Source organism: Natronoarchaeum sp. GCM10025321 (assembly GCF_042663585.1).
Classification (GTDB): Archaea; Halobacteriota; Halobacteria; order Halobacteriales; family Natronoarchaeaceae; genus Natranaeroarchaeum.
The window spans coordinates 2,221,953-2,244,967 of record NZ_JBHTAN010000006.1 but is presented as its reverse complement, the minus strand read 5'-3'; the positions used below and the strand labels follow the sequence as shown (position 1 = coordinate 2,244,967).

Here is a 23,015-nt window from a genome sequence, read left to right as displayed (position 1 = left end):
ACGGATGTCCGCACGGGAGACGAGACAGTCGGGCACTAAACGGCCCTGCGACCGCCGTGTATCGCTCTCGCACACCCGGTATAAGCATTTATTCTAAGCGAGAGATGATCGCATATGTCACTCACCTGTTCCGAGTGTGGTGCCGAACACGAGACCATCGACGACTTCGAGACGGACTCCGTTCGAGAGTTCGAGGTCGAAGAGGATGGTAGCTTTTCACTGTACGAGAACAATGATCTGTTTCTCTGCAAGGACTGCCGGAAACCGATGGGGGTCGGTCGTTCGCGGTGAACTAGTTGGCGTGCATCTCCGGGACGTAGTACGGAGGATGCTCGGGGTCGTCTCACCCAGGCGCACGGGGCGACGCCGCTACAGGAGCCGAAGCACTCGTTCGACCGGTCGGGGGACTATTCCTGATGATCGACGTCGACGCTCTCCCGCAGTTCGTCCAGAGCGTCGGATTCAGCAAGTTCTTCGAGTCGCTCCTGAAAATGACCCTCGCAGAGGCCCACCTTGATGCCGTCGGACTCGGCGGCGACGGTCGCGGTCTCGTCACAGTAATGGCACTGCATACCAGACCGTACGGGCCGACCCCGTTTGAACGCTACGTTCTCGGTACCTCCCGGATCAATCCTCGGCGCGTTCGAGTGCCGCCGCGACTGGCCGATACGACGACTCGTCGAGTCCTGCCCGGCCTAACTCCATCTCGTGGGCGTCCGTACCGCCCGTCGCGACGAGGTCGTACTCGCTGATCGCCCGGTCGACCAGCGCGGTGTCGACCTCCCGGCCGTACGGGTAGAACCGCTCGACAGCATCGAGATGCTCGGTCAGCGCCAGTGCGGCTTCGGGGTCGCTGTACCGGAGTGGATGTGCCAGTCCGACGAGGGCACACGCCTCGTCCAGAAGCCGCCGGCCCTCCTCGAACGGTGTCACGTCGCGGGCGACGAAACACGGACCATCATTGCCGATCAGTTCCGCGAACGCCTCCTCGTAGTTCAGGTCGGTATCGGGATGCGCGTCGATCGCTCTGGCCAGATGCGGCCGGCCGAATCCCTCCTCGACCGTGAGGCCGAGATCGACGTCGAGGCGGCTCTCACACCGATCTATCATTGCCCGCCCCCGCTCGATCCGGTCGCGCTGGATCCGCGTGAGTTCGTCGTCTAGCGCCGGTGTCGGACGTGCGCCATAGCCCAGCAGGTCGATCCGCTGACCGCCTGGCGTCTCGACACGGAGTTCGATGCCGCTGACGACGGTGATGCCGTCAACGGTGTTGATCGCCCGGTCGAGAGCGGGATGGAGGCGGTCGTGGTCGGTAACTGCGACCACGGCGACCCCGGCGTCGCGTGCGGCGTCGGGCAGCGTCGAGAGCGTCAGCGACCCGTCAGAGCGCGTCGTGTGGGCGTGGAGATCCGCATAGACCATATGCCCGCTCCTTTCCGCGCCTCGCAGATGATCGTTCCGGTCCACAGCGTTTGTTAGTCTTCGGCACGGAGTCGACCCCATGGCCGATGCCGAACCGCTGGTCCGAGCGTTCTATACCGCGCTCGACGAGCACAACTACGACGATCTCGCGTCACTGATCGCCTCCGATTTTATCCACTACCGGCCGGACCGGACGTTCGAGGGTCGGACCGCGTTCGTCTCGTTTATGCGCGATGGGCGGCCGATGACCGACACGGCCCACGAGCTAGAGCGGGTGTTTCTGCACGCGGATGGCGCGGCTGTTCAGGGGCAGTTACTCGATTCGAACGACGAGGCGCTCTTTGGCTTCGTCGACGTCCATACCGTTTCGGACGAGCAGATTACGAGCGTCCGAACCTACACGCAGAGCCACTCCGATAGCGTCGAATCGTAAAAAACGACCGTCGTCCGCGCTACTCGCGGTCTCCCGCTCCGAGCGCCGACTCGCCGACTGGCTCGTGGCCCTCGATGCGCTCTTTGCCGCCCATGTACGGGCGCAGCGGCTCGGGAACGGTAACGGTGCCGTCCTCGTTCTGGTAGTACTCCAGGATGGCGACCATCACGCGGGGGACGGCCGTCCCCGACGCGTTGAGCGTGTGGAGATACTCCGCCGACTCGTGGCGTTCGGGCCGGTAGCGGAGTCCGGCACGGCGTGCCTGGAACTCCTCGAAGTTCGACGCGGAGGAGACTTCGAGCCATCGTCCGCCGGCGTCCGGACCGTCCTCCATGTCGTCGCCGGGAGCCCACACCTCGATATCGTAGGTCTTCGCCGAGGCGAAGGTGAGATCGCCCGTACAGAGATCGAGGATCCGGTAGGGCAGACCGAGTTGTCGGAGGACTTCCTCGGCCTCGTCGAGCAGTTCTTCCAGTCGGTCGTAGCTCTCCTCGGGTTCGACGAAGTTGACGAGTTCGACCTTGTTGAACTGGTGGACGCGGACGATGCCGCGTGTCGCGACGCCGTGTTCGCCCGCTTCGCGCCGGAAGTTCGGCGTGTAGGCCTGATGTTTTAGCGGCAGGTCGTCGGCGAGCAGGATCTCGTCGGCGTACATGTTGGTGACCGGGACCTCCGCGGTTGGGCAGAGCCAGAGGTCGTCGTCGTCGTAGGCCTCCTCGTTGCTCCCGCCGACGCGATAAGCGTCGTCCGCGAACTTCGGTAGCTGTCCGGTGCCCCGCATCGACTCGCTTTTTACCGGGACCGGCGGGAAGACGTCGTGGTACTCCTGCTCGCGGTGGAGGTCCAGCATGAACTGGATCAGGGCGTGCTCTAGCTGTGCGCCCTCGCCCTTGAGGAAGTAAAAGCCGCTGCCGGTCGTCTTCGCGCCGCGGGCCTCGTCGATGATCTCCAGGTCCTCGCCGAGGTCGTAGTGTGGCGTGATCTCCTCGGGTAGCTCTCGGAGGTCGTCGAAGCCCTCGCGTCGGGTCTCGACGTTGTCGTCCTCGTCCTCGCCGACCGGGACGCTCTCGTGGGGTACCTGCGGGAGTTCGAGCATCGCCGCGTCGAGTTTCTCGGCCAGTTCGTCGGCGCGGTCCTCGATCTCCTCGATCTCGGCTTTGAGCGACTGGGAGCGCTCGATGGCCTCCTCGGCTTCCTCGTCTTTGCCGTCCTGTTTTAGTTCGCCGATCCGGCTACTGACCTGATTGCGTTCGTGGCGCAGTTCGTCGCCGCGTGCTTTTAGCTCTCGCCACTCCTCGTCGAGTTCGAGCACGGTGTCGAGGTCCGCGTCGGCACCGCGCGCTGCCAGCGCCTCCCGGACCTCGTCGGCCCGGTCACGAAGGGTCGTCCTATCGAGCATTCTTATCGGCCTATTCAGGTGCATATGGCAAAACCGTGTCGATGCACCCTATCCGAACCGCTTCGTAATCGACGCGAACATCCCATCGTCGTCGGAGGATTCGCCGCCTGACTCGTCGTCGCTCGCGCCGCCTGTCTCCGTCCCAGATGTCGCCGACGAGTCCTCCGCTCCGCCACGGTCGAACAGCGATGTGAGGCTGGCCAGAAACCCGCCGTCCCTCGAGACAGCCCCCTGCGAGTCCGATGTCGACCCGATGAGGTTCGCCGCACACTCGTCACACTCCGTCGCTTTTGACCCGACTTCGGCCCCACACTCGTGACAGTAGCGCATTGACTGGTTGTTTCCTCCCCCAGTTCTTATAAGCGTTTCTCACGGAAGAAACTCCGTGGAATCGGTGGCAACCTCTTTTACCCTCCCGCACGGCCTTCCGATATGGCCGCAGGCGACGTCTCTGACGTTACGACTGGTGCATGTACCGACCTCTACTACGTCGACACCGGCATGTACGACTCGCCGGGCTACGGCGCTGTCTACGTTCTCGACGCCGAGCGCCCCGCAGTCGTCGACACCGGCATCGGGACGAACTACGAACACGTCCTCGACGCCATCGAGGCCGCCGGCCTCACAACCGACGATATCGAAGTGATCGCGCCGACACACGTCCACCTCGACCACGCCGGCGGTGCGGGCTTTCTCGCGGCAGACTGCCCGAACGCGGACGTATACACCCACGAGATCGGTGTCCCCCACCTCGCGGACCCCTCGCGACTCGTCGAGGGGACGAAACGCGCAGTCGGCGACCAGTGGGAGTACTACACCGACCCCAAACCGGTCCCGGAGGATCGGCTTCAGCCCCTGATCGACGGCGACGTCGTCGATCTGGGCGATCACGAACTCCACGTCCACCACGCGCCGGGCCACGCGCCCCATCAGGTCGTCTTCGAGGACCCGGCCAACGATGCCGTGTTCACTGCCGACGCCGCCGGGATCTGGGTGCCCGACCTCGAACGCGTCGAACCGACCTCACCACCCTCCAACTTCGATCTCGAAACGGCACTTGACGATATCGAGACGATTCGAGCGATCGACCCCGAGACGCTGCTGTTCGCCCACTTCGGTCCCCATCCGACCGACGACCTGCTCGACGAGTACGAGTCGGTGCTCAGTGAGTGGGTCGAGGAGGTCGAACAGAAGTGGAACGTGCTTCGTAATGAGGCGGCAGTCGTCGATCACTTCGTCGACGGCGTCGACGAGGACCTCATCGAGGTCTGGGGCGAGCACAAGGCCCGGGCGGAGACGGCGATGAACGTCCGTGGCGTGCTGGGCTATCTCGATCAGCGGTAAAACAACTCCAAACTCTCCCTACGTTCATACTGTTTTATTATGATGGTGAACAGTCACACCAGTATGAACTGGAGGGATGCCGAACGGACGTTTTCGGATCGCGTAACGGAGCTGACGACGCTCCCGCGGCTGTTCGAGGGAGCGGCCGAGCGCCACGCGAACCGGCCAGCACAGCAGTACAAGGGTGGTGTCTACAATCGCTCCCTCACGGAGACGGTGTTAGCCGAACCACCGGACGGCGACTATCGGGCGATACCCTACACCGAGATGCGCGATATCGTCCACCATCTCGCGGCCGGCTTTCGTGATCTGGGCGTCGCCGACGGCACCAGAGTCGGCCTGTTCGCGGACACCCGCATGGAGTGGGCCCAGACCGACTTCGCAGTGCTGGCCGCCGGGGGCGTCGTCACGACGGTCTACACTGGCTCGTCGTCCCATCAGGCCCAGTATCTGCTCGACGACCCGGGTGCGGAGGGCGTCGTCGTGGAGAACGAGGAGCTACTGGATCGCGTCATCTCGGTCGAGGACGAACTCGATCTGGAGTTCATCGTCGTGATGGACACGTACGACGAGGACGACGACGCCTACGACCGCGACGATATCTACACGCTTGCGGAGATCCACGACCGTGGCGCGGAACGCTTCGATCCTGACGAGTACGAGGGCTGGCTGGACGAGCGCTCCGTCGACGACCTCGCCAGTCTGATCTACACCTCCGGTACGACCGGGCAGCCGAAAGGCGTCCAACTGACCCACGCCAACTTCCGGTCGAACGTCAATCAGGTGTACACCCGGTACGGTCCGCGGCCCGACAAGGGTGACACGCCGGTCATCGACGAACACACTACGACGGTCTCGTTCCTGCCGCTCGCCCACGTCTTCGAGCGATTGGCGGGGCACTTTTTGATGTTCGGGGTGGGTGCCTGCGTCGCCTACGCCGAAAGCTCCGATACGATCCAGGAGGACTTCGATCTCGTGGGTCCGTCGACCGCGACGAGCGTGCCGCGGGTGTACGAGAAGATGTACGACGCGATCCGCGAGCAGGCCCAGGAGTCCGACCTCAAGGCGCGCATCTTCGACTGGGCCACGGATGTCGGCCAGCAGTACCACGAGGCCGACGACCCCGGGGTCGTCCTCGAAGCGAAGCGGACCGTCGCCGACAAACTGGTCTTCAGCACCGTCAAGGACGCACTGGGCGGCAACATCGACTTCTTCATTAGCGGCGGCGGGAGCCTCTCACCGGAGCTCTGTGCGCTGTATCACGGGATGGGCCTGCCGATCATGGAGGGCTACGGGCTGACCGAGACATCGCCGGTCGTCGCGGTCAACCCCCCCGAGGAGCCGAAAGTCGGGACGATCGGGCCGCCCGTCGTCGATGTCGAGGTCCACATCGACGACAGCCTCGTCGGACCGGGTGAGTTCAGCGACCTGCCGGGCGAGGTCGGCGAACTGCTCGTCCGCGGTCCGAACGTCACCGAGGGCTACTGGCAAAAGCCCGAGGCCACCGAGTCGGCGTTCACCGAACTGGAGAGCCAGCAGGCGTCCGCCGACGGCGGGGAGACGCCCGAGGACGACACCGGGCGCTGGTTCCGCACCGGCGACATCGTCCACCAGCGCCCCGACGACTACATCGAGTTCAAAGAGCGCGCCAAACAGATCATGGTGCTCTCGACGGGCAAGAACGTCGCGCCCGGACCGATCGAGGACGCCTTCGCCTCCAGTGAAGTCGTCGAGCAGTGCATGGTTGTCGGCGATAGTCGGAAGTTCGTCAGCGCGCTGATCGCGCCGAACGTCGAGGGGCTCCGGTCCTGGGCCGAGGAGGAGGGACTCGATCTGCCGGAGAGCCGTACCGCACTCATCGAGGACGACCGCGTCCGTGAGCGGATCGAGGCCGAAGTCGAGGAGATCAACGAACGGTTCGAGTCCTACGAGACGATCAAGAAGTTCCGGCTCGTCCCCGAGGAGTTCACCGAGGACGAAGACCTGATGACGCCGACGATGAAGAAGAAACGCCGGAACATCCTCGAACACTTCGAGGACCGGGTCGAAGATATGTACGAGGACTGACTCTGCGTGTCGAGAAGAGTTTCGCCGCTCTCTGACTTGTGACCACTGTTTCGGGGTGAAATAACCCACCTGATTTATTGTTATTGAAAGATATTGTCAGTCAACCCATGAGCTTGCGACAGGCGGAACGGGAGTACTCCGACGAAGTAACGGGGATGTCGACGATCCCGCGACTGTTCGCCGAGACAGTCGACCGAAACGCCGACAGACCAGCCCAGCGCTACAAGGGCGGGATCTACGACCGCTCGCTGGTCGGCCCGGTGATCGATCCCGCTCCCGACGGGGAGTTCGCGTCGATCACCTACGCCGAGATGGACGATGTCGTCCGGCGACTGGCGGCCGGCTTTCGCGAACTCGGCGTCGACGACGGCGCTCGCGTCGCCATCTTCAGCGATACCCGGATGGAGTGGGCCCAGAGCGACTTTGCACTGCTCGGAGCAGGTGCCGTCGTGACGACGATATACGAGGGGTCGTCCGAACAACAGGTCGAGTACCTGCTCGACGACCCCGACGCGGACGGTGTCGTCGTCGAGAGTCAGGAGCATCTCGAACGCGTGCTCTCGGTCACCGACGATCTCGACCTGGAGTTTGTCGTGTCGATGGACGACCTCGATCCGGAGTATCACGACCGCGAGGACGAGGGGATCTACACGCTTGCCGATGTTTACGAGATCGGCGATGCCGCCTTCGATGCCGAGGCGTACGAGAGTTGGCTCGACGAACCGGCCGTCGACGACCTCGCGACGCTGATCTACACGTCGGGGACGACGGGCCAACCCAAAGGCGTCAAACTCACCCATCGTAATCTGCGGGCCAACGTCAACCAGACCTACCGGCGGTACGCACCCCGGCCCGACAAGGGTGCTGACCTGCCGACGCTCACCCCGGAGACCGATACGGTCTCGTTCCTGCCGCTCGCGCACGTCTACGAGCGGACTGTCGGCCACTACCTGATGTTTGCCGTCGGTGCCACTATCGGGTACGCCGAGAGCGCCGACACGCTCAAAGACGACTTCCAGACGATCCAGCCGACAGCGTCGACGAGTGTCCCGCGAGTGTACGAGAAGATGTACGATGCGATCCGCGAGCAGGCCCAGGAGTCAGATCTCAAAGCGCGCATCTTCGAGTGGGCGACCGCGGTCAGCAAGGAGTACCAGCAGGCCTCCGCCCCGGGACTCGGTCTCAGAACGAAGATGAAAATCGCCGACGCGCTCGTCTTCTCGGACGTCCGCGACGCCCTCGGTGGGAAGCTCGAGATCATGAACTCCGGCGGCGGGACGCTCTCGGCCGATCTCTGCCGACTCTATCACGGCATGGGGCTACCGATCTACGAGGGCTACGGCCTCACCGAGACCGCCCCCGTCGTCTCAACGAACCCGGCAGAGGACACCAAGATCGGGACTATCGGCCTGCCGCTCTCGGAGATCGACGTCAAGATCGACACCTCGGTCGTTCCCCGCCAGCAGTTCGACGACATGCTCGGCGAGGTCGGCGAACTGCTCGTGCAGGGCCCGAACGTCGCCGAAGGCTACTGGGAGAAGCCAGAGGCCACCGAGGAATCGTTCGTCGAGGACGAGGACGGCCGCTGGTTCCGGACCGGCGATATCGTCCAGCAACGCCCCGACAACTATCTGGTCTTCCGCGAGCGGGCCAAACAGCTACTCGTACTCTCGACGGGCAAAAACGTCGCACCGGCCCCGATCGAGGACGCCTTCGCCTCGAACGAGGTCGTCGAGCAGTGTTTCGTCGTCGGCGACGGCCGGAAGTTCGTCGGCGCGCTCCTGGTACCGAACTTCGAGCGGATCCGCGCCCGAGCGGACAAAGAGGGGATCGACCTGCCGGACTCGCCCAAGGAGATCTGTCGGGACGAGCGCGTCCGGGAGGTCGTCCAGCAGGAGGTCGACGCCGTCAACGAGAACTTCGAGTACCACGAGCAGATCAAGCAGTTCAGACTCGTCCCGATCGAGTTCACCGAGGACAACGACCTGCTGACCCCGACGATGAAAAAGAAGCGGCGCAACATCTTCGACATGTACGCCGACGAGATCGAGGCGATCTACTCGGAGCCGGATACGGAGGCCGAGGGCGGCACGGCGACACCCGCAGAGTCCGAGTAGTCGCTTCCGTCGGGGTAGCCGCCGTCCCGAACCGTTAGGCCGGTGGCGGCCGAACGATTGCGGTATGCCACCCTACGACCTCTCCCAGCCGCTCGATCCCGGCGTCCCCGTCTATCCTGGCGATCCGGAGGTCTCCCTCCGGCCCCACGCAACTCACGACGCCGATGGCTACCGCGTTACTGCACTCGAACTCGGGAGCCATAGCGGCACGCACGTCGACGCGCCCGCCCATACCGAACCGGACGGCGCGACGCTGGACTCGGTTCCGGTGGAGACGTTCACGATGGACGCGCTGAAACTCGACTGCACCGAGTACGGCGACGGCCAGCCGATTCCACCCGCCGTCCTGCCGAGCGACCCGGACGCAGACGCGCTGGTGGTGCATACCGGCTGGGACGCCCACTGGCCCGACGAGCGGTATCTCGACCATCCGTATCTCGCGCCCGAGACGGCCCGGCGAATCGCCGAGTTGGACTGTCACGTCGGCATCGACGCGCTGAACGTGGATCCGACGGGCAGCGTGGACTCGGATGTCTCGACTCACGGCATCCCGGCCCACCACGCACTACTCGGCGCTGGAAAGCTTATCGTAGAGAACCTGACGAACCTCGGGGCTATGCCGACGAGATTCACGCTTGACGTCGCGCCGCTTCCGCTGCCCGACGCCGACGCCGCACCGGCGCGAGTCCTCGGGCGCGTCGAGTGAGCTACTGATACCGGCCGCGGCCTTCTATCTCTCGCAACTGATCGAGCACTCGCTGCTCGCCGGCGGCCACGTAGCCGGCCTCGACCGCCTCGCGCATGGCCGGCGGATCCGCCGCGGTGCCGTCCAGACTCTGCTCGAAGACGTGGAGATCCATCGCGTAGTCCTCGACGTGATCCGAGTAGTAGCCCAGTCCGAAGTCGATCAGGTACACTCGCTCGTCGTCGAACCGGACGTTCCGGGTCGTCGGATCGCCGTGGACGATACCGGCCGCATGGAGCGCCGCGAGGTGCTTGCCCACCCACCGGACCCGCTCCGCGGTGAGGTCGGCCTGCAGGTCGGCACGCCCGACGCGCTCGAAGGTGATCCGTGCCCTGCGGCGGTCGATGTCGTGGACCAGCGGCGTCGGGACGCCGTTGCGCCGCGCCTCGCTGGTGAGTCGCGCTTCGAGCGTCGTCCGTTCGCGGCGCAGTCGGTCGTCGAGGTCGGGGTAGCGGTACGCCTTTGGAACACGCTCCTTGTAGACGCGGTCGCCGTCGAAGGTGACGGTCGCCTCCGCACCCTGCTGGCGATTCGATTCGACCGCACCGCGTGGGAGACTCTCCTCTCGCGGTTCCCGACCGCTCGCTGGTTCCGTGGCGTTCCGCGCCACGCTCTCCTCTCGCGGGCCTTGTCCGCTCGTTGGTTCCGTCGCGCTGCGCGCGACACTCTCCCCGTCTCGCCACGTCACCGGCACCTGATCGGGTCGGAAGTCCGAATCGATCTGCGAGTCCGCGACTTCGATCGTATCTCCGGCCTCGTACATCGTCGCGCCGAGGACGGCGATCATCCCGGCGTTGTCGCGCAGGAACCGTGGCTCGGGGGCGTAAAACTCCGCGCCGCGCTGTTCGCACATCATCGCGAGCATCTCCCGCAGTCGGTCGTTCTGGCCGACGCCGCCGCCAAGCACGAGTTCGTCGCTCCCGGTGAGCGAGAGCGCGCGTTCGGCCACCTCGGTCAGCATGGCGAAGACCGTCTCCTGCAGGCCACAGCAGACGTCCTCGACGGGCGTTCCCGCATCGTACTCCTGCTTCGCGGCGCTCATGATCCCCGAAAACGAGAAGTCCATCCCTTTGACGACGTAGGGGAGTGCGGTGTATTCACCATCCGTTGCCGCCTCTTCGACTTTCGGGCCGCCGGGATGGGACCACCCGACGTGGCGGGTGAACTTGTCGATGGCGTTGCCGACGCCGGTGTCCATCGTCTCGCCGAGCACCTGATACCGGCCGTTGTGAAAGCCCAGCACGTGGGCGTTCGCGCCGCTGGCGTTGAGACAGACCGGCGAGTCAAAGCCCGAGCGGTGGCGGCCGATCTCCAGATGCGCGACCATGTGGTTGACGCCGACGAGCGGGACGTCTAACGCTTGGGACAGCGCTCTCGCGGCCGTCCCGACGATCCGCAGACACGGACCCAGCCCCGGGCCACGGGCGAACGCCACTGCGTCGATCGGCGGGTCATCGTCGCCCAGCGCTGCGGCGTGATCCAGCGCCGCCGCGACGACTTCCGGAATCGCGTTATGCATGTGCTCGGCGGCCTCGCTCGGATCGATGCCGCCGCTCTCTGGCTGGTAAGCATCGGTCTCGATACAAACGCCGTCGTCGGGGTCGAAGACTGCGGCGCTGGCCGCCCAGGCAGTGCCCTCGATCCCGAGAACGCGCGGTCGATTACTCACGGTGTACAACAGTTCGCAGCTGCTGGCCGCTCACAACTATCGATGCCCCTCTCCGCTCGGTGCATCGCCTTACTCCCACTCGGTGTAGTCACAGCGACCGCAGTGCTGGCGGTCACCGTGGTCGGCGAGGAACGCGTCGCCACAGCGGGGGCACTTCTCGTTTTCCGTGGTTCCGTCGTCGTTGTAGAGTTCGTGACGGGGCATCTAGGCTTCCTCCGCCTCTTCGGCTTCGGCGTCGCCGAGTTCGATCTTGTTCCGTTCGAGCATGTGGTCCTGCTCGACGTCCTGTGCGTGATCCGCGCTCTCGTAGACTTTCGCCTTGCCGATCGTCTTCCGCATCCCGAACTTCGTGTCGAGTTTGCGGACGACGACTTCGCTCGCGTCCTTGTTGAGCTTCGCGGCGAGGCTGTCACGAACGGAGAGACGCTCCGGGGTCGCTTCTTCGTGTACGATCTGGAAGGTCACGTCGGTGCGGTGCAACATCGGGTTTTCTTCTTCGTCAAGGATTTCGACGTCCATGGATACTCAGTTGTACATTACTCCCTCTGAAACGGGTAAAAGCATTTCGAACGAGTCGCCGCGTCGGTAGGACTCGGACGAACGGCCCGACGGGGGGCACGGGTGTCTATGGCGGGGGATAGCGAGGCACTGTCGGGTGTTCGACGCCTGTCAGACGCTGACGCCGTGTCGATTCGGTATTTAAAAAAAAAACACCTGTTTATTCAGCCCACTATATTATGAAGCTACTGCGTGAGGTGATATACGGATGGCAAACGACCACGGAACCGAAAATCGTCGGGGGGATGCGGTTACGAACTCGTTCTCCTCGCTTGCCGATGTCGTCGATAGATACGGCTTCGATCCGTTTCTCGACGCCCCAACGGAGTTTCACGACGTTCTCAGTTCGCCGCTTCGAAAGCGCGTTCTGGACGAGTTGGTGCGGGCGGAGGATACGCTGTCGGTGCAGGAACTCGCCGAACGGATTGCCGAGGCCGAAAGGGTCGACATTGCCAAGCAGGGGGAAGCGCTCGTTCGATTGCATCACGTTCACCTCCCGAAACTACGCTCGCACGACCTCGTCACGATCTATACCGAACAGGATCGCAGACTGATCGAACTCACTCTTGGATCCGATTGATCTCATCGGGCGATCCGACGCTCCGGAACGAGCCTCGTCTTCCTCCGACGATACCCTTACTCCAGTAGCGTCCACAGTCGGCCGTGGTCGCCGTCCATTCGCTCCAGCAGGGCCCGGAACTGCGTCTTTCGCTCTTTGGTGACCGTCACTTCGACCATCCCCTCGTCCGGCTGGCCATAGACGACGGACGCACCCACTGGGGCGACTAACACTGCCGGTAAGGTGGCGAGATCCTCTTCCCCATCGACGACGATGGTCGTCGGCTTGCGGTGGGCCAGCGCCCGCTCCAGTGCGCTGAGTAGCTCCGCGCTGAGGGTGCCCGCCGGATTGACCACCTCGATCCGGTTCGGTAGCTCGTCGACCCGCTCGCGCACCTCGGCAGCGATATCACGCCGCTTCGTCCGCCCGTCGACGAGTGCGACGTCCGGCTGGTAATCGACCCGATCGAAATGGTACGTGACGATGTCGCCGACGGCGATCAGCGGTGATCCAGCCCCTTCCAGTAGCTCCTCGGGATCGGTGTACACCGTCCCCATCGGCTCTTTGAACGCGGAGCGTAGTTCGTCGGGAAGCGTGACGACGATATCTGCGCCGCCGTGATCCTCGGCTGACACGTTACCGGACTTTCAGCGCGTACGCGCCGGGCTCGGTCACTTCCATCTCGGTCGCGATCTTGCTCTCCTCAGGATGGGCGATATAGACGTAGCCGGCCCAGTCCCCGGTGAGACTGCTCGATCCGCAGGCGACGCAGTTCTGTTCGTCCGGACCGTTGACCCGGTGACACTCCCGACAGACGAGTCGATCCTCTGCCATTAGCTCTCACCGGCTTGCGCCTGGCGCTTGCTCCGCTCGTCTTCGAGCCAGCCGTGTTTGCCGAGGCCCGGCTGTTTCGCCGTCAGACCGATCTTGGAGTCTCGCGGATTCCGCTCGTCGATGCTCTTGGTGACGATCCGTGCTCGGACGGCATCGTCGACCGCGACCGCCTGGTCGGACTCGTTGGAGGCGAGTCGCTGGTTCTCGCCGTCGTAGGCGAGATACTCGTCGGAGATCTGCGAGACGTGGAGTAGTCCGTCGACCGGCCCGATGCCCACGAACGCCCCGAACTCGACGACTTCGACGACGGTCCCGTCGACGACTTCCTGCATCTGCGGATCGAACGTGACGGCGTCGAACTCGGCCTCGTAGTAGACGCCGGGTCGGTTCGGGAGCACTGCCCCATCCCCGATATCGCGGACGTTGACGACGCTGACGACCGAGCCGATCTCCTCGTCCATTCGTCCTTCGAGTTTGTCCTGCAGCAGTTTCTTCACGAGGTCCGGCGTGACGTTCGCCAGCTCCCGCGGCGGTACTTCGACTGTGTCTTTTAGTCTGACCCGTTTGTACATGGCTATGGTTGAGTGATTGCGAGTTTGTTCTTGCCCCTTAAACCAATTACTGCAACGGACGCGTCGAGTGCACGTTGCTGTAGGGGCTGGTCGTTCGTGACGACGTAGTCGGCCGTTCCCTCGCGGGCGAGTTCGACCACCGCGTCGTCGGCGTACGATGCGTCCGTGTCGAGGATGAGACACCGTTCCGTCGCTAGATCGTGTCCGACGCTGGCTGCGATGCCTTCGGTCCCTCCTTTCTCGGAGAGCGCCCGGAGCTCTTCGATGACTGCCTGCGGCGTCACGGGTTTGTACCCGTTCAGCAGCCTGTTGAGTTCGTCGAACAGCCGGACGTCGAGTTCGACCGGCATCATCAGCGCGTTGGTGTCGATAGCGACTGTCGGTGCCATCGCCGACTATCCTTTCAGCGTTCCGACGCCGATCAGCCGCCAGCGCGCGCCGACGCGGCGGTTGATCGCGATTTTGTCACCCTCGGCCGCACAGACCGGGCGCTTGAGCTTGAGTTCGCACTCGTCGCCGCGCGCGCTGGTGACCGATCCGACCGTCGTCGCCGTCCCGACCGTCAGCATCAGCGGTTCGCCCGTGCTGATCTCGTCGACGCTACCGCTCTCCTGGCCGACGATCCGATCGAGCAGGTCGACCTCCATCTCGAAGCTCTCCCACGTCGGCGGGAGCGTCCCCGATGGGCCGGCGACCTGTCCCGCCAGCGCGTCACCCTTCGTGAGGCTGGGGTCCAGTCCGGTGCCGACGCCGAGCAGGCCGCCCGGCGTTACGCGGTCGACGGTTTCGCCGCCCGCCTCTAGCGAGCGGATCTCCGTCTCGATGGGCTGGTACTCCGATTTCCCGCCCTCTTCGACCTCGCGACCGGGACGGATCTCGATCTCCTCGCCGTTTTCGAGGACGCCCTGCGAGAGGCTCCCGCCGATGACGCCACCGGTCAGGTCCTCCCAGGTCGTCCCCGGTCGGTTGATGTCGAAACTCCGGGCGACGTGCATCGTCGCGTCGGCGTCCGGATCCCGATCAGGCGTCGGGATCTCCTCTTCGACCGCCCCGATCAGGACGTCCATGTTGACGTCCTGGCCGGCACTGACCGGAACGACGGGGGCGTCTTCGGCGACTGTGCCCTCGACGAACTCCTGGATCTCCTCGTAGTTCTCCTGGGCGCGGTCGGCGTCGACGAGATCGATCTTGTTCTGTGCGATGACGATGTTGTCGATGCCGATGATGTCGAGCGCCATCAGGTGCTCTTCGGTCTGTGGCTGGGGGACCGGTTCGTTCGCGCTGACGACCAGGACCGCACCGTCCATGATCGACGCACCGGATAGCATCGTCGCCATCAGGGTCTCGTGGCCCGGCGCATCGACGAACGAGACGGTGCGCATGACCTCGCTTTCGGAGCCGTCAGGACAGGTCTCCTCGACGGTGTACCGTTCCGGTTCGTCGAGTCCTGGGCATTCGCGGAACGTGGCGTCGGCGTAGCCGAGACGGATGGAAATACCCCGCTTCATCTCTTCGGAGTGCTGGTCCGTCCACTCGCCGGACAGCGCCTGTACGAGCGTCGTCTTGCCGTGGTCCACGTGACCGACGAGTCCGATGTTCACCTCCGGTTGTCGATTGTTATCTGACATATGGGACAGTAATCTTGGTAGTGATTCGCCCCGAACGCCTGATAAACCTACTGTTCTCGACCCGGAGAACGGGGGAGACGACCGTCTCAGTGCCCGGTTCGCCAGCGTTCTCGCCCAGCGGGAACACAGCGTACATTTATTTTCCCCCCTCGGGAAAGGTCGGGGTATGTCGTTGTACAGCGATGGAATCTCTCGGAGAACGGTTATCGAACAACAGAACGGTAGACCACGCAGACCGGCTCTCAGGACGGTGATATGATGACTGACACGACACTCGTCCTGGCCGCGCTTGCGCCACTGATCGTCGTCGCAGTCCTCCTGGTCGGGCTGCTCTGGCCCGCCGTCAGGTCGATGCCCGTCGCCTGGCTTACCGCGGCGGTCGTTGCAGGAGTCGTCTGGGGAATGCCACTCGACTGGATCGCCGCAACGAGCATCTGGGGTGTGATGCTCGCCATCGAGATCCTGTGGATCGTCTTCGGCGCGCTGGTGTTGCTCTACACGCTGATGCGGGCAGGCGCGATCGACCGGATCAACGAAGGGTTCGCGGCGATCAGCGAAGACCGTCGGGTACAGATCGTCCTGCTCGGCTTCTTCATGGCGACGTTTCTGGAAGGCGTCGCCGGCTTCGGGACGCCCGCAGCAGTCGTCGCTCCGCTCTTGCTCGCGCTCGGCTTCCCCGCCATGGCGGCGGTGGTCGCGGCACTGATCGGGCACGCTATCGCGACGACGTTCGGGGCCGTCGGCGTCCCCGTCCGTCCCGGCACGCTAGATCCGATCGAAGCGCTCGGTACGCTGTCGCCCGCGGAAGCGGCCGACTTCGTCTCGCAGGCCGCGGGAACCGCGGCGATATATCAGGTGTTAATTGGGGTGTTCATGCCCTTGATGGCCGTCTCGATGGTCGTCTACTTCTTCGGCGATCCCGACGAGCGCTCGCTCGCGCCGGTCCGCCCGGTCCTGCCGCTCTGTCTGTTCGCTGGGGTCGCCTTCGTCATTCCCTTCGCGCTGACGGCGCTCTTTATTGGCCCCGAACTGCCGTCTATCGTCGGCTCGATGGTCGGGATCACGGCCACCGTCGCGGCGCTCCGTGCGGGCTACTTCCTGCCCGAGGAAGAGTGGACGTTCCCAGACCGCGACGTCTGGCCTGACTACTGGGTCGGCTCGGTCGAACCTGGCGGTGAGAACGGTGCGGGCGGTGCGGCGGACGCCGGGGTCGACGATACCCCCTCGATGTCGCTCGCTCGCGCCTGGGCCCCGTACCTCCTGCTCGTCGTCCTGCTGATCGTCACGCGGGACTTCACCCCGATCGGCGAGATTCTCACGGACCTCGCGGTGTTCACGCCGACCTGGGAGGGTATTCTTGGCACCGAGGTCACGAACAGCATCGACTGGGCGTACGTCCCCGGGACCTGGCTGGTGCTGAGCGCACTGCTCGCCATCCCGCTGTTCGGCCTGGACGGTTCGCAGGTCGCCAGTGCGTGGCGTGAGGCCGGACAGAAGATCGTCTCTCCGGCGGTCGCGCTCGTGTTCGTGATCGGGATGGTCGGCATTATGCTCGAATCGGGCCAGTATCCGGGTGCGCCCGGCGGCGACAGCATGATGGTCGTGCTCGCCGACGGGACTGCCGCCGTCTTCGGTGATGTCTACACGGTCGTCGCCGTACCGATCGGCGTCCTCGGGACGTTCATCACCGGTTCGATCACGGTCTCGAACATCACCTTCAGCGGCCTCCAGTACGAGGTAGCGACCCAGTCCGGACTCCCACAGCACCTGATCGTCGGCGGCCAGATGATCGGCGGTGCGATCGGGAACGTGGTCGCTATCCACAACGTCATCGCCGCGCTGGCGACGGTCGGCCTCGTCGGACAGGAAGGCCGGGTAATCCGGTTGAACCTCATCCCGGTCATGTTCTACATCGTCATGGGTGCGATCGTCATCTCGATCGCAGTCGCGCTCTAAATTCACGCGAGCTTTTTTATCCGGCCACCCTAACCCCGCTTCGTGAGCGAGTTCGCGTTCGAGCTATCGCTGTGTGCCCACCTCGAAGCGACGACCGACCACCTGGTGGCTCGCCAACTCGGTGGCGGTGTCGCCGCCCCCGGCAAGCGAGTGCTCGATACCGTGCTCGTCGAACCGGGGCCGGCGTTCACGGAGCGCACCGCGATCACGCCGGAAACGATCCCTGCCGCCGCAATCGAGAGCGACGCAGGGCCGGGCCGGTTTCGCGACCGGCGCTCCGTAATCGACGGGCTACCGCGGTACGCCCGCCGAGTCGTCGACCGCGCGGTCGAGGCCGGCTTCTTCGAGCGCGAACGTCGTGACGGCCGCGAGCACGTCCGGCAGGTCGCCCGATATCCGGACGACTGGTTCGGTCGGCTCGTCGGCATCGAGAACAAACCCGATCTCGGCCGACCGGGCGCGCTGGCGACTCAACTACGGAAAGACGTCAGTCTGGGCCTGCTAAACGAGGTCGTCCTGGCGACCGAGAGCCACGTCACGGGCGCGCATCTCAATCGGCTTCCCGAGGAGGTCGGAGTCTGGCGGTTCGACCCCGATGCTGTCGACTCGGATGGGGTTTCCGCCCCGGTCGAGGTCGTCCGGGAGCCGACGCCGCTCGCCCCGGAGTCGACCGGGATCGAGTTGCTGGAGCGTCACGCCGGCCGCGCCGAAGTCGAACCGGCCGGTCCCGCCGCCAAAGCCACGGCCCGGCGGCGGATCGCCGAGCGCGCCTACGGCAAGGGCTGGCGGACCTACGACGCACCGGCCTGCAAACACGCGAGCCTGACCCCTTCTGCGGGCTGTGACGGTCTCCCCCACTGCTCGTGGTACGGCCGGTTCGTCGATGCCGCAAGCGAATGTGGCTCGGACTGTCCGGGCTACGAGGCGGCCGACGCTCCAGCGGCCGACTTCGACGCCGACCGCGCCGAGACGTCGCCATGGGTCGCCGATCCGAAGGGAAAACAGCGGCGACAGTCGGGGCTGGATCGGTTCGGATAGCGCCCGCTACTCGTGGAGTTCGTCGGCGTAGTACCGGAACAGGCCAAGCACCGCCAGAACCCCGAGTCCGAAGATACCTAGCTCGAGCGGGGTCAGGAACTCGATGAGGGAGACCGTCGCCACGACGTAGCCGACAGCACCGACGAGGAACAACACGAGAAAACGACTCGCGTCCGACGCCCAGACCATGGCTCTCGCTGTCGAGGCCATATCGGTGTTCTCCTACAACGAGAACTGTTCGCCGTCGACGGCCAGTGGCTCCTCGAACGCCTCGTCGACGGGGTAGTAGTGGGCGAGGTGGACCAGCCGAGTTCGGTCGGCATCGAGGTCGTCGGCCAGCGAGAGCGCTCCCTCGCGGGTCATGTGTTTGGTCCCGAACGTCCGGGCGACGCCCTCGGCGTCGTGGTGATCTCCGCCTGCTGGGTGGTGCTCACAGAGATGTGCCGGGACGATGCCGTCAGCGAGAAACAGGTCCGGATCAGTCATTACTGACCGAGATTCCTCGGGTACGGCATAGCTCGTATCGCCCGAAAGCGTTAGCTTTGCGCCCGTCTCCGGATCCTCGACGACGACGCCGTAACAGAGCAAGGGCGGATGCTCGACGGGGACGAACGTTACGTCGAACCCGCAGGTCCGGACCGACTCGAACGGGGTCGTCGGCTGGACGTCGATGGCGTCGAGATAGCTGTACTTCCGGTCGACCGTCTCGGCGACGCTCTCGCCGGTCACTGGATCCGTCTCGTCGGCGGCGTAGACCGGTGCCTCGTTCAGCAGTCGGTAGACGTTCCCCAGTCCGTCGAGGTGGTCGAAGTGGATGTGACTGATCAGGATGCCGTCAGGGAGGTCGACGCCTTCGCGCTCGAACTGGTAGCGGAAGTCGGGGCTGGCGTCGATCAACAACGACTCGCCGGTGCGCTCGTTCTCGATGTACACCGAAAACCGGGTCCGCTCGATGTCGTGCTCCCGGGCGTACTCACAGGTCTCACAGTCGCAGTCCAGCGTCGGCGTTCCGGTCGTATCGCCCGTCCCGAGGAGCGTTACCTGCATTCTATCAGTGGTCGTGTGAGTGCCCGTCGTCGCTTCCGCCGCCGCTGATGTCGCCGCCGGCGACCAGCGCCTCGTGGTCGCCGTCCATCATGTCCATGTTCTTGAGGTTGTCGCGCTCCTCGAAGTCCTTGACGGCGTCGATCAGGTCTTTCTGGGTCAGGTTCGTCCGGTTCTCTGTCAGCGCGTCGAGGACGGCCTCGCGGAGCACCATCCGGAGGTCGCTCCCGGTCAGCCCTTCGGTGATATCGGCGACGGCATCGGGATCGAACTCCTCGATGTCCATCGCATGCGTGATCACCCGGAGGATGTCCGAGCGCATGCCACGATCGGGCTTGGGGAAGTTGACGATCTCGTCGAACCGTCGCCACGCGGCGGCGTCTAGCTGGTCCGGGTGGTTCGTCGCGCCGATCAGGAGCACTTCGTCCTCGATGAGGCTCACTTCGTCGATCGACTTGAGCAGGGTGTTGACCGCGCGCTTGATCGCGGCGTGTTCGTCCGAGGCGCGCGTCTTGGCGACGAAGTCGAACTCGTCCATGAACAGGATACACGGCGAGAGTCGCTTTGCGACCTCGAACACCTTCTCGACGTTTTTGGCCGTCTCGCCCAGATACTGGCTCGTGATCATCGAGAGTTTCACCTCGACGAAGGGCAGATCGAGTTCGTGGGACAGTCCTCGCGCAGCGGTGGTCTTGCCGGTCCCCGGTGGGCCGACAAAGAGCAGTTTACCGATCTCGCGGAGTCCGATCTGGGCCAGATAATCCCGGTGCTCGATCGCTTTGACGACCTTGTGGATCTCGTTTTCCTGATCCGGCGTCAGCACGAGGTCGTCGAGCGTCATCTCGATCTCCTCCGGTGCGCGGACGTCGACGAGGTCCAGCAGTTCCTCCTCGTCATCGTCGAAGAACTCGTCGAGCAGGCTGTCGATCCAGACGCGATCGGCCTGGATCGGGCGGTTCGCCTTCCGCGCTCGATCGTAGTCGACGCCCTCGACCTCGCTCTCGAAGACGTAGGCGAGCGTCGGGTTCGACTGGATCCGCTCGGCGTCGATGCGGTCGCGGAACCAGTCCTCGGCCATGTCCTGGTCGGTCAGCGAGATCGACCCGGAGAACTCGTCGCGTTCGGTGAACATCAGATCCGAAATCGCGGCCCATGGCTGATCGATCCCCGTCGCTGTTCGTGCGGTGCTGTTCGTCGCAGACAGCGGCCGCTCAATCTCTCCCTCCGACCAGAACACTTGCCGGTATCGCGGCGGCAGGTCGTTCTCGTCGAGCGACCGGTTGTCAGTGTAGAGTCGCGTCGTCAGCAGAAATTCGACGACATCTATCGACGCATCGCTCATTCTAGAAAACGTTGGTGTGGCCGAATGTTAAGGCCGTCGAAGACGACCGCGCTCGGGGCGGCTACCACGAACTGTCGTCGTTACCATCGCCGTCCTGCGTTCCCCACTCACCGGATCCGTCGGCTGTGTCGTCCCAGCCGCCGTCGTCGCTAAACTCCGAATCGTCCCAGGAACTCGATCCGGAATCCGACGTCCACGAGGTTTCGTCATCGATTCCGGGCGACTGCCCGTCCGTACTCTCGGAGCCGTTTCGGTACTGCTGGACCATAGCTCCGATTCCGACCGAGGAGACCGTCACCCCCACGATACCACCGACGATCGGTACGTAGGTGAGAGCCAGCACCAGCACGAATCCGATGCCGAACGCCAGCCAGAGCGTCTCCGTCGTCGGTGGGCGCTCCGTCCGGTCGGCGAACTCCTCGAGGAGATACCGACCCACCGTAATTTCGGCGATCACAGTCCCGACGAACGACACCACCACGAGCGCCAGCAGCAGCGGGAGCCCGATGAGCGCCCCCAGAATCGTCAGTATCAGTACGACACTGACGATGACGGCCCCGACGATGATGCCGAATCCGATCAACCCGGTCGTAACTGGCTCCGACCGGATATGCCGGTTCGTCGAGTTCGCGTACTTGGGTTTGAGGTGGATCAGGACTGCCGCGATCAGTGCGAAAAAGATCAGTGTCCCAGCGATGCCTACGAGGACGGCTGTCAGACTCAGTTCGTCGACTGCTGTCGCGAGCTCCTGGGGATCCTGTTGCTGTGCCGTCGCGACGCCCGAAAACAGGACGAGCGCACACGCTATCGCGATCGAGTGGAGGGCGGAACGGTCCATATTTATCACTGGTTCGGTATCGAATATAAACGTGGTGATGCCGTCCCTCTCGGTGAACTCCGGGAGTGACCCCTTCCAGTTCTACGTGTTTTTAAGTTCATTAACGACTATTGCAGATACATGTCCGACGAAACGACTCCAGTCATCGCCGCGGCGTATCGCACACCCCAGGGGAAAGAAGACGGCGTCTTCGCCGACGTACGAAGCGAGGATCTGTCCGTCCCGCTGATCGACCACATCCTCGCCGAGAGCGGTCTCACTGGCGAGGACATCGACGACCTGCTGTGGGGCTGTGCCCAGCAACGCGACGAGCAGGGCAACAACGTAGCACGGGTCATCGCCCTGCTCTCGGAGCTCGGCGAATCCGTCCCCGCAACGACGATCAACCGCTGGTGTGCCTCCTCGATGCAGTCGGTCATCTCGGCGGCCGACGCCATCGCCGCGGGCAACCGTGACGCCCTGATCGCGGGCGGCGTCGAATCGATGTCCCGCGTCCCGATGGGCGAGAACACCCACAAGGTCCACCCGCGCCTGGCCGAACTGTACAACATCGGCGAACTCCAGATGGGGATGACGGCCGAGAAAGTCGCCGAAGAGTACGGCGTCTCCCGTGAAGAACAGGACGAGTACGCCCTGCAGAGCCAGCAGCGCGCCCACGAGGCGACCGAGTCCGGGCGCTTCGACGACGAAATCGTCCCCATCGAGACCGAGGACGGTCTCGTCACCGAGGACGAGGGGATCCGCCCGGGCACCTCGCTGGAGAAACTCGCCGAACTCCCGACCGTGTTCAAGTCCGACGGGACGGTCACGCCGGGCAACGCCTCGCAGGTCAGCGACGGCGCGTCGGCGACGCTCGTGACCAGCAAGGCCTTTGCCGAGGAGCACGGCCTCGACGTTCTCGTCGAAATCGGCACCAACAACGTCGCCGGCGTCGATCCGACGGTGATGGGGATCGGTCCCGTTCCTGCCACCCGTGGCCTCCTCGACCGCGCCGACCGGGATATCGAGGACTACGACCTCGTGGAACTGAACGAGGCCTTCGCGAGCCAGACCGTCTACGCACGCGACGAACTGGGGATCGATCCGGACATCTTCAATGTCAACGGCGGCGCAATCGCCATCGGGCACCCGCTCGGAGCCAGCGGCGCGCGCCTGCCCGTGACGCTCGTCCACGAGATGATAAAACGCGACGCCGACCGCGGGCTTGCGACGCTCTGTGTCGGCTTCGGACAGGGAGCGGCGATCGAGTTCGAGCGTCCCTGAGCTGATCGGCCTGGACTTTTTGGCCCAGCTTTTGCAAGGCCGAGCGCGAGCATCGCGAGCGCGACGGCCGAGAGAAAAGGTGGTCGTGACAGGGAGCGGCGATCGAGTTCGAGCGTCCCTGAGCGCCCAGACCGCGTAAGCAGGGTTTTACACCTCGACATCGTACCGCTTTCACACTGTGACCACT

The 23,015-nt window shown here is 64.3% G+C and carries 26 protein-coding genes; 10 read left to right on the top strand and 16 right to left on the bottom strand.

Translation table 11 applies throughout. From position 1 onward, the window contains the following. The first annotated feature begins 114 nt into the window (after positions 1–114). Entirely contained in the window at positions 115–291 is a 177-nt protein-coding gene (locus ACFQL3_RS14340; protein ID WP_377055459.1) for a hypothetical protein, read from the top strand. Positions 292–407: 116 nt separating this feature from the next. On the opposite strand, the gene ACFQL3_RS14335 is transcribed toward ACFQL3_RS14340, so the two are convergent. Continuing rightward, positions 408–572, bottom strand: coding sequence for a DUF6757 family protein (locus tag ACFQL3_RS14335; RefSeq protein ID WP_377055457.1), 165 nt, complete (start codon positions 570–572; stop codon positions 408–410). Between the two features lie 55 nt (positions 573–627). Beyond that, positions 628–1,422 (bottom strand): PHP domain-containing protein, encoded by a 795-nt coding sequence (locus ACFQL3_RS14330; protein ID WP_377055455.1) that lies wholly within the window; start codon positions 1,420–1,422, stop codon positions 628–630. Between the two features lie 79 nt (positions 1,423–1,501). Here ACFQL3_RS14330 and ACFQL3_RS14325 point away from each other — a divergent pair, with 79 nt between their 5' ends. Continuing rightward, positions 1,502–1,855 (top strand): nuclear transport factor 2 family protein, encoded by a 354-nt coding sequence (locus ACFQL3_RS14325; protein ID WP_377055453.1) that lies wholly within the window; start codon positions 1,502–1,504, stop codon positions 1,853–1,855. A 19-nt stretch (positions 1,856–1,874) separates the two neighbouring features. Here the strand turns inward: ACFQL3_RS14325 and serS are convergent, their stop codons facing one another. Both serS and ACFQL3_RS14315 read right to left on the bottom strand, forming a co-directional pair. Continuing rightward, the gene (serS, locus tag ACFQL3_RS14320; protein ID WP_377055451.1) at positions 1,875–3,254 is read right to left on the bottom strand and encodes a serine--tRNA ligase; all 1,380 of its coding nucleotides are present in this window, start codon (positions 3,252–3,254) and stop codon (positions 1,875–1,877) included. A gap of 48 nt (positions 3,255–3,302) precedes the next feature. Beyond that, entirely contained in the window at positions 3,303–3,584 is a 282-nt protein-coding gene (locus ACFQL3_RS14315; RefSeq protein WP_377055449.1) for a hypothetical protein, read from the bottom strand. Positions 3,585–3,686: 102 nt separating this feature from the next. Between ACFQL3_RS14315 and ACFQL3_RS14310 the strand changes: the two genes are divergently transcribed. The 4 genes from ACFQL3_RS14310 to ACFQL3_RS14295 all read left to right on the top strand — a co-directional run bounded on the left by ACFQL3_RS14310 (position 3,687) and on the right by ACFQL3_RS14295 (position 9,488). After that, a complete protein-coding gene (locus tag ACFQL3_RS14310; RefSeq protein ID WP_377055447.1) occupies positions 3,687–4,598 on the top strand; it encodes an MBL fold metallo-hydrolase in 912 nt (303 codons plus the stop codon). 63 nt (positions 4,599–4,661) lie between these two features. Then, entirely contained in the window at positions 4,662–6,665 is a 2,004-nt protein-coding gene (locus ACFQL3_RS14305; protein ID WP_377055445.1) for an AMP-dependent synthetase/ligase, read from the top strand. Positions 6,666–6,772: 107 nt separating this feature from the next. Further along, complete coding sequence (locus tag ACFQL3_RS14300; RefSeq protein ID WP_377055443.1) at positions 6,773–8,782, top strand: AMP-dependent synthetase/ligase; 2,010 nt, start codon at positions 6,773–6,775, stop codon at positions 8,780–8,782. 64 nt (positions 8,783–8,846) lie between these two features. Continuing rightward, complete coding sequence (locus ACFQL3_RS14295) at positions 8,847–9,488, top strand: cyclase family protein (RefSeq protein ID WP_377055441.1); 642 nt, start codon at positions 8,847–8,849, stop codon at positions 9,486–9,488. A 1-nt stretch (position 9,489) separates the two neighbouring features. On the opposite strand, the gene ACFQL3_RS14290 is transcribed toward ACFQL3_RS14295, so the two are convergent. From ACFQL3_RS14290 to ACFQL3_RS14280, 3 genes are all read right to left on the bottom strand, one after another. Continuing rightward, positions 9,490–11,196, bottom strand: coding sequence for a bifunctional N(6)-L-threonylcarbamoyladenine synthase/serine/threonine protein kinase (locus tag ACFQL3_RS14290; RefSeq protein ID WP_377055439.1), 1,707 nt, complete (start codon positions 11,194–11,196; stop codon positions 9,490–9,492). Between the two features lie 69 nt (positions 11,197–11,265). Then, positions 11,266–11,400, bottom strand: coding sequence for a 30S ribosomal protein S27ae (locus tag ACFQL3_RS14285; RefSeq protein WP_377055437.1), 135 nt, complete (start codon positions 11,398–11,400; stop codon positions 11,266–11,268). Beyond that, positions 11,401–11,715, bottom strand: coding sequence for a 30S ribosomal protein S24e (locus tag ACFQL3_RS14280; protein WP_377055435.1), 315 nt, complete (start codon positions 11,713–11,715; stop codon positions 11,401–11,403). It abuts the gene before it with no gap. Positions 11,716–11,962: 247 nt separating this feature from the next. Between ACFQL3_RS14280 and ACFQL3_RS14275 the strand changes: the two genes are divergently transcribed. Further along, positions 11,963–12,334 carry a DUF7344 domain-containing protein gene (locus ACFQL3_RS14275; protein ID WP_377055433.1) on the top strand — a complete coding sequence of 124 codons (372 nt, stop codon included), beginning with the start codon at positions 11,963–11,965 and terminating at the stop codon, positions 12,332–12,334. Positions 12,335–12,390: 56 nt separating this feature from the next. Here ACFQL3_RS14275 and ACFQL3_RS14270 read toward each other — a convergent pair whose 3' ends face one another. From ACFQL3_RS14270 to ACFQL3_RS14250, 5 genes are read right to left on the bottom strand one after another with little or no spacing between them, the layout of a single operon-like run. Further along, the gene (locus ACFQL3_RS14270; protein WP_377055431.1) at positions 12,391–12,948 is read right to left on the bottom strand and encodes a GTP-dependent dephospho-CoA kinase family protein; all 558 of its coding nucleotides are present in this window, start codon (positions 12,946–12,948) and stop codon (positions 12,391–12,393) included. A 1-nt stretch (position 12,949) separates the two neighbouring features. Next, complete coding sequence (spt4, locus tag ACFQL3_RS14265; RefSeq protein WP_377055429.1) at positions 12,950–13,147, bottom strand: transcription elongation factor subunit Spt4; 198 nt, start codon at positions 13,145–13,147, stop codon at positions 12,950–12,952. After that, a complete protein-coding gene (locus ACFQL3_RS14260) occupies positions 13,147–13,719 on the bottom strand; it encodes a DNA-directed RNA polymerase (protein ID WP_377055427.1) in 573 nt (190 codons plus the stop codon). The genes spt4 and ACFQL3_RS14260 overlap by 1 nt, the downstream gene beginning before the upstream one ends. A 2-nt stretch (positions 13,720–13,721) precedes the next feature. Next, positions 13,722–14,108 carry a twitching motility protein PilT gene (locus tag ACFQL3_RS14255; protein WP_377055425.1) on the bottom strand — a complete coding sequence of 129 codons (387 nt, stop codon included), beginning with the start codon at positions 14,106–14,108 and terminating at the stop codon, positions 13,722–13,724. 6 nt (positions 14,109–14,114) lie between these two features. Beyond that, complete coding sequence (locus tag ACFQL3_RS14250; RefSeq protein WP_377055423.1) at positions 14,115–15,347, bottom strand: translation initiation factor IF-2 subunit gamma; 1,233 nt, start codon at positions 15,345–15,347, stop codon at positions 14,115–14,117. Between the two features lie 258 nt (positions 15,348–15,605). Between ACFQL3_RS14250 and ACFQL3_RS14245 the strand changes: the two genes are divergently transcribed. Further along, a complete protein-coding gene (locus ACFQL3_RS14245) occupies positions 15,606–17,303 on the top strand; it encodes an L-lactate permease (protein ID WP_377055421.1) in 1,698 nt (565 codons plus the stop codon). Between the two features lie 42 nt (positions 17,304–17,345). After that, positions 17,346–18,341: a DUF5787 family protein gene (locus ACFQL3_RS14240; RefSeq protein WP_377055419.1), complete on the top strand. Its 996-nt coding sequence runs from the start codon at positions 17,346–17,348 to the stop codon at positions 18,339–18,341. A 6-nt stretch (positions 18,342–18,347) separates the two neighbouring features. Here the strand turns inward: ACFQL3_RS14240 and ACFQL3_RS14235 are convergent, their stop codons facing one another. From ACFQL3_RS14235 to ACFQL3_RS14220, 4 genes are all read right to left on the bottom strand, one after another. After that, positions 18,348–18,551 (bottom strand): hypothetical protein, encoded by a 204-nt coding sequence (locus ACFQL3_RS14235; RefSeq protein ID WP_377055417.1) that lies wholly within the window; start codon positions 18,549–18,551, stop codon positions 18,348–18,350. Positions 18,552–18,563: 12 nt separating this feature from the next. Continuing rightward, positions 18,564–19,388: an MBL fold metallo-hydrolase gene (locus ACFQL3_RS14230; RefSeq protein ID WP_377055415.1), complete on the bottom strand. Its 825-nt coding sequence runs from the start codon at positions 19,386–19,388 to the stop codon at positions 18,564–18,566. A 4-nt stretch (positions 19,389–19,392) separates the two neighbouring features. Beyond that, positions 19,393–20,727 (bottom strand): ATP-binding protein, encoded by a 1,335-nt coding sequence (locus ACFQL3_RS14225; RefSeq protein WP_377055413.1) that lies wholly within the window; start codon positions 20,725–20,727, stop codon positions 19,393–19,395. Between the two features lie 61 nt (positions 20,728–20,788). Continuing rightward, the gene (locus ACFQL3_RS14220) at positions 20,789–21,565 is read right to left on the bottom strand and encodes a hypothetical protein (RefSeq protein ID WP_377055411.1); all 777 of its coding nucleotides are present in this window, start codon (positions 21,563–21,565) and stop codon (positions 20,789–20,791) included. A 120-nt stretch (positions 21,566–21,685) separates the two neighbouring features. On the opposite strand from ACFQL3_RS14220, the gene ACFQL3_RS14215 reads away from it, so the two are divergent. Further along, positions 21,686–22,828 carry a thiolase family protein gene (locus tag ACFQL3_RS14215; protein WP_377055409.1) on the top strand — a complete coding sequence of 381 codons (1,143 nt, stop codon included), beginning with the start codon at positions 21,686–21,688 and terminating at the stop codon, positions 22,826–22,828. Positions 22,829–23,015 lie beyond the last annotated feature (187 nt).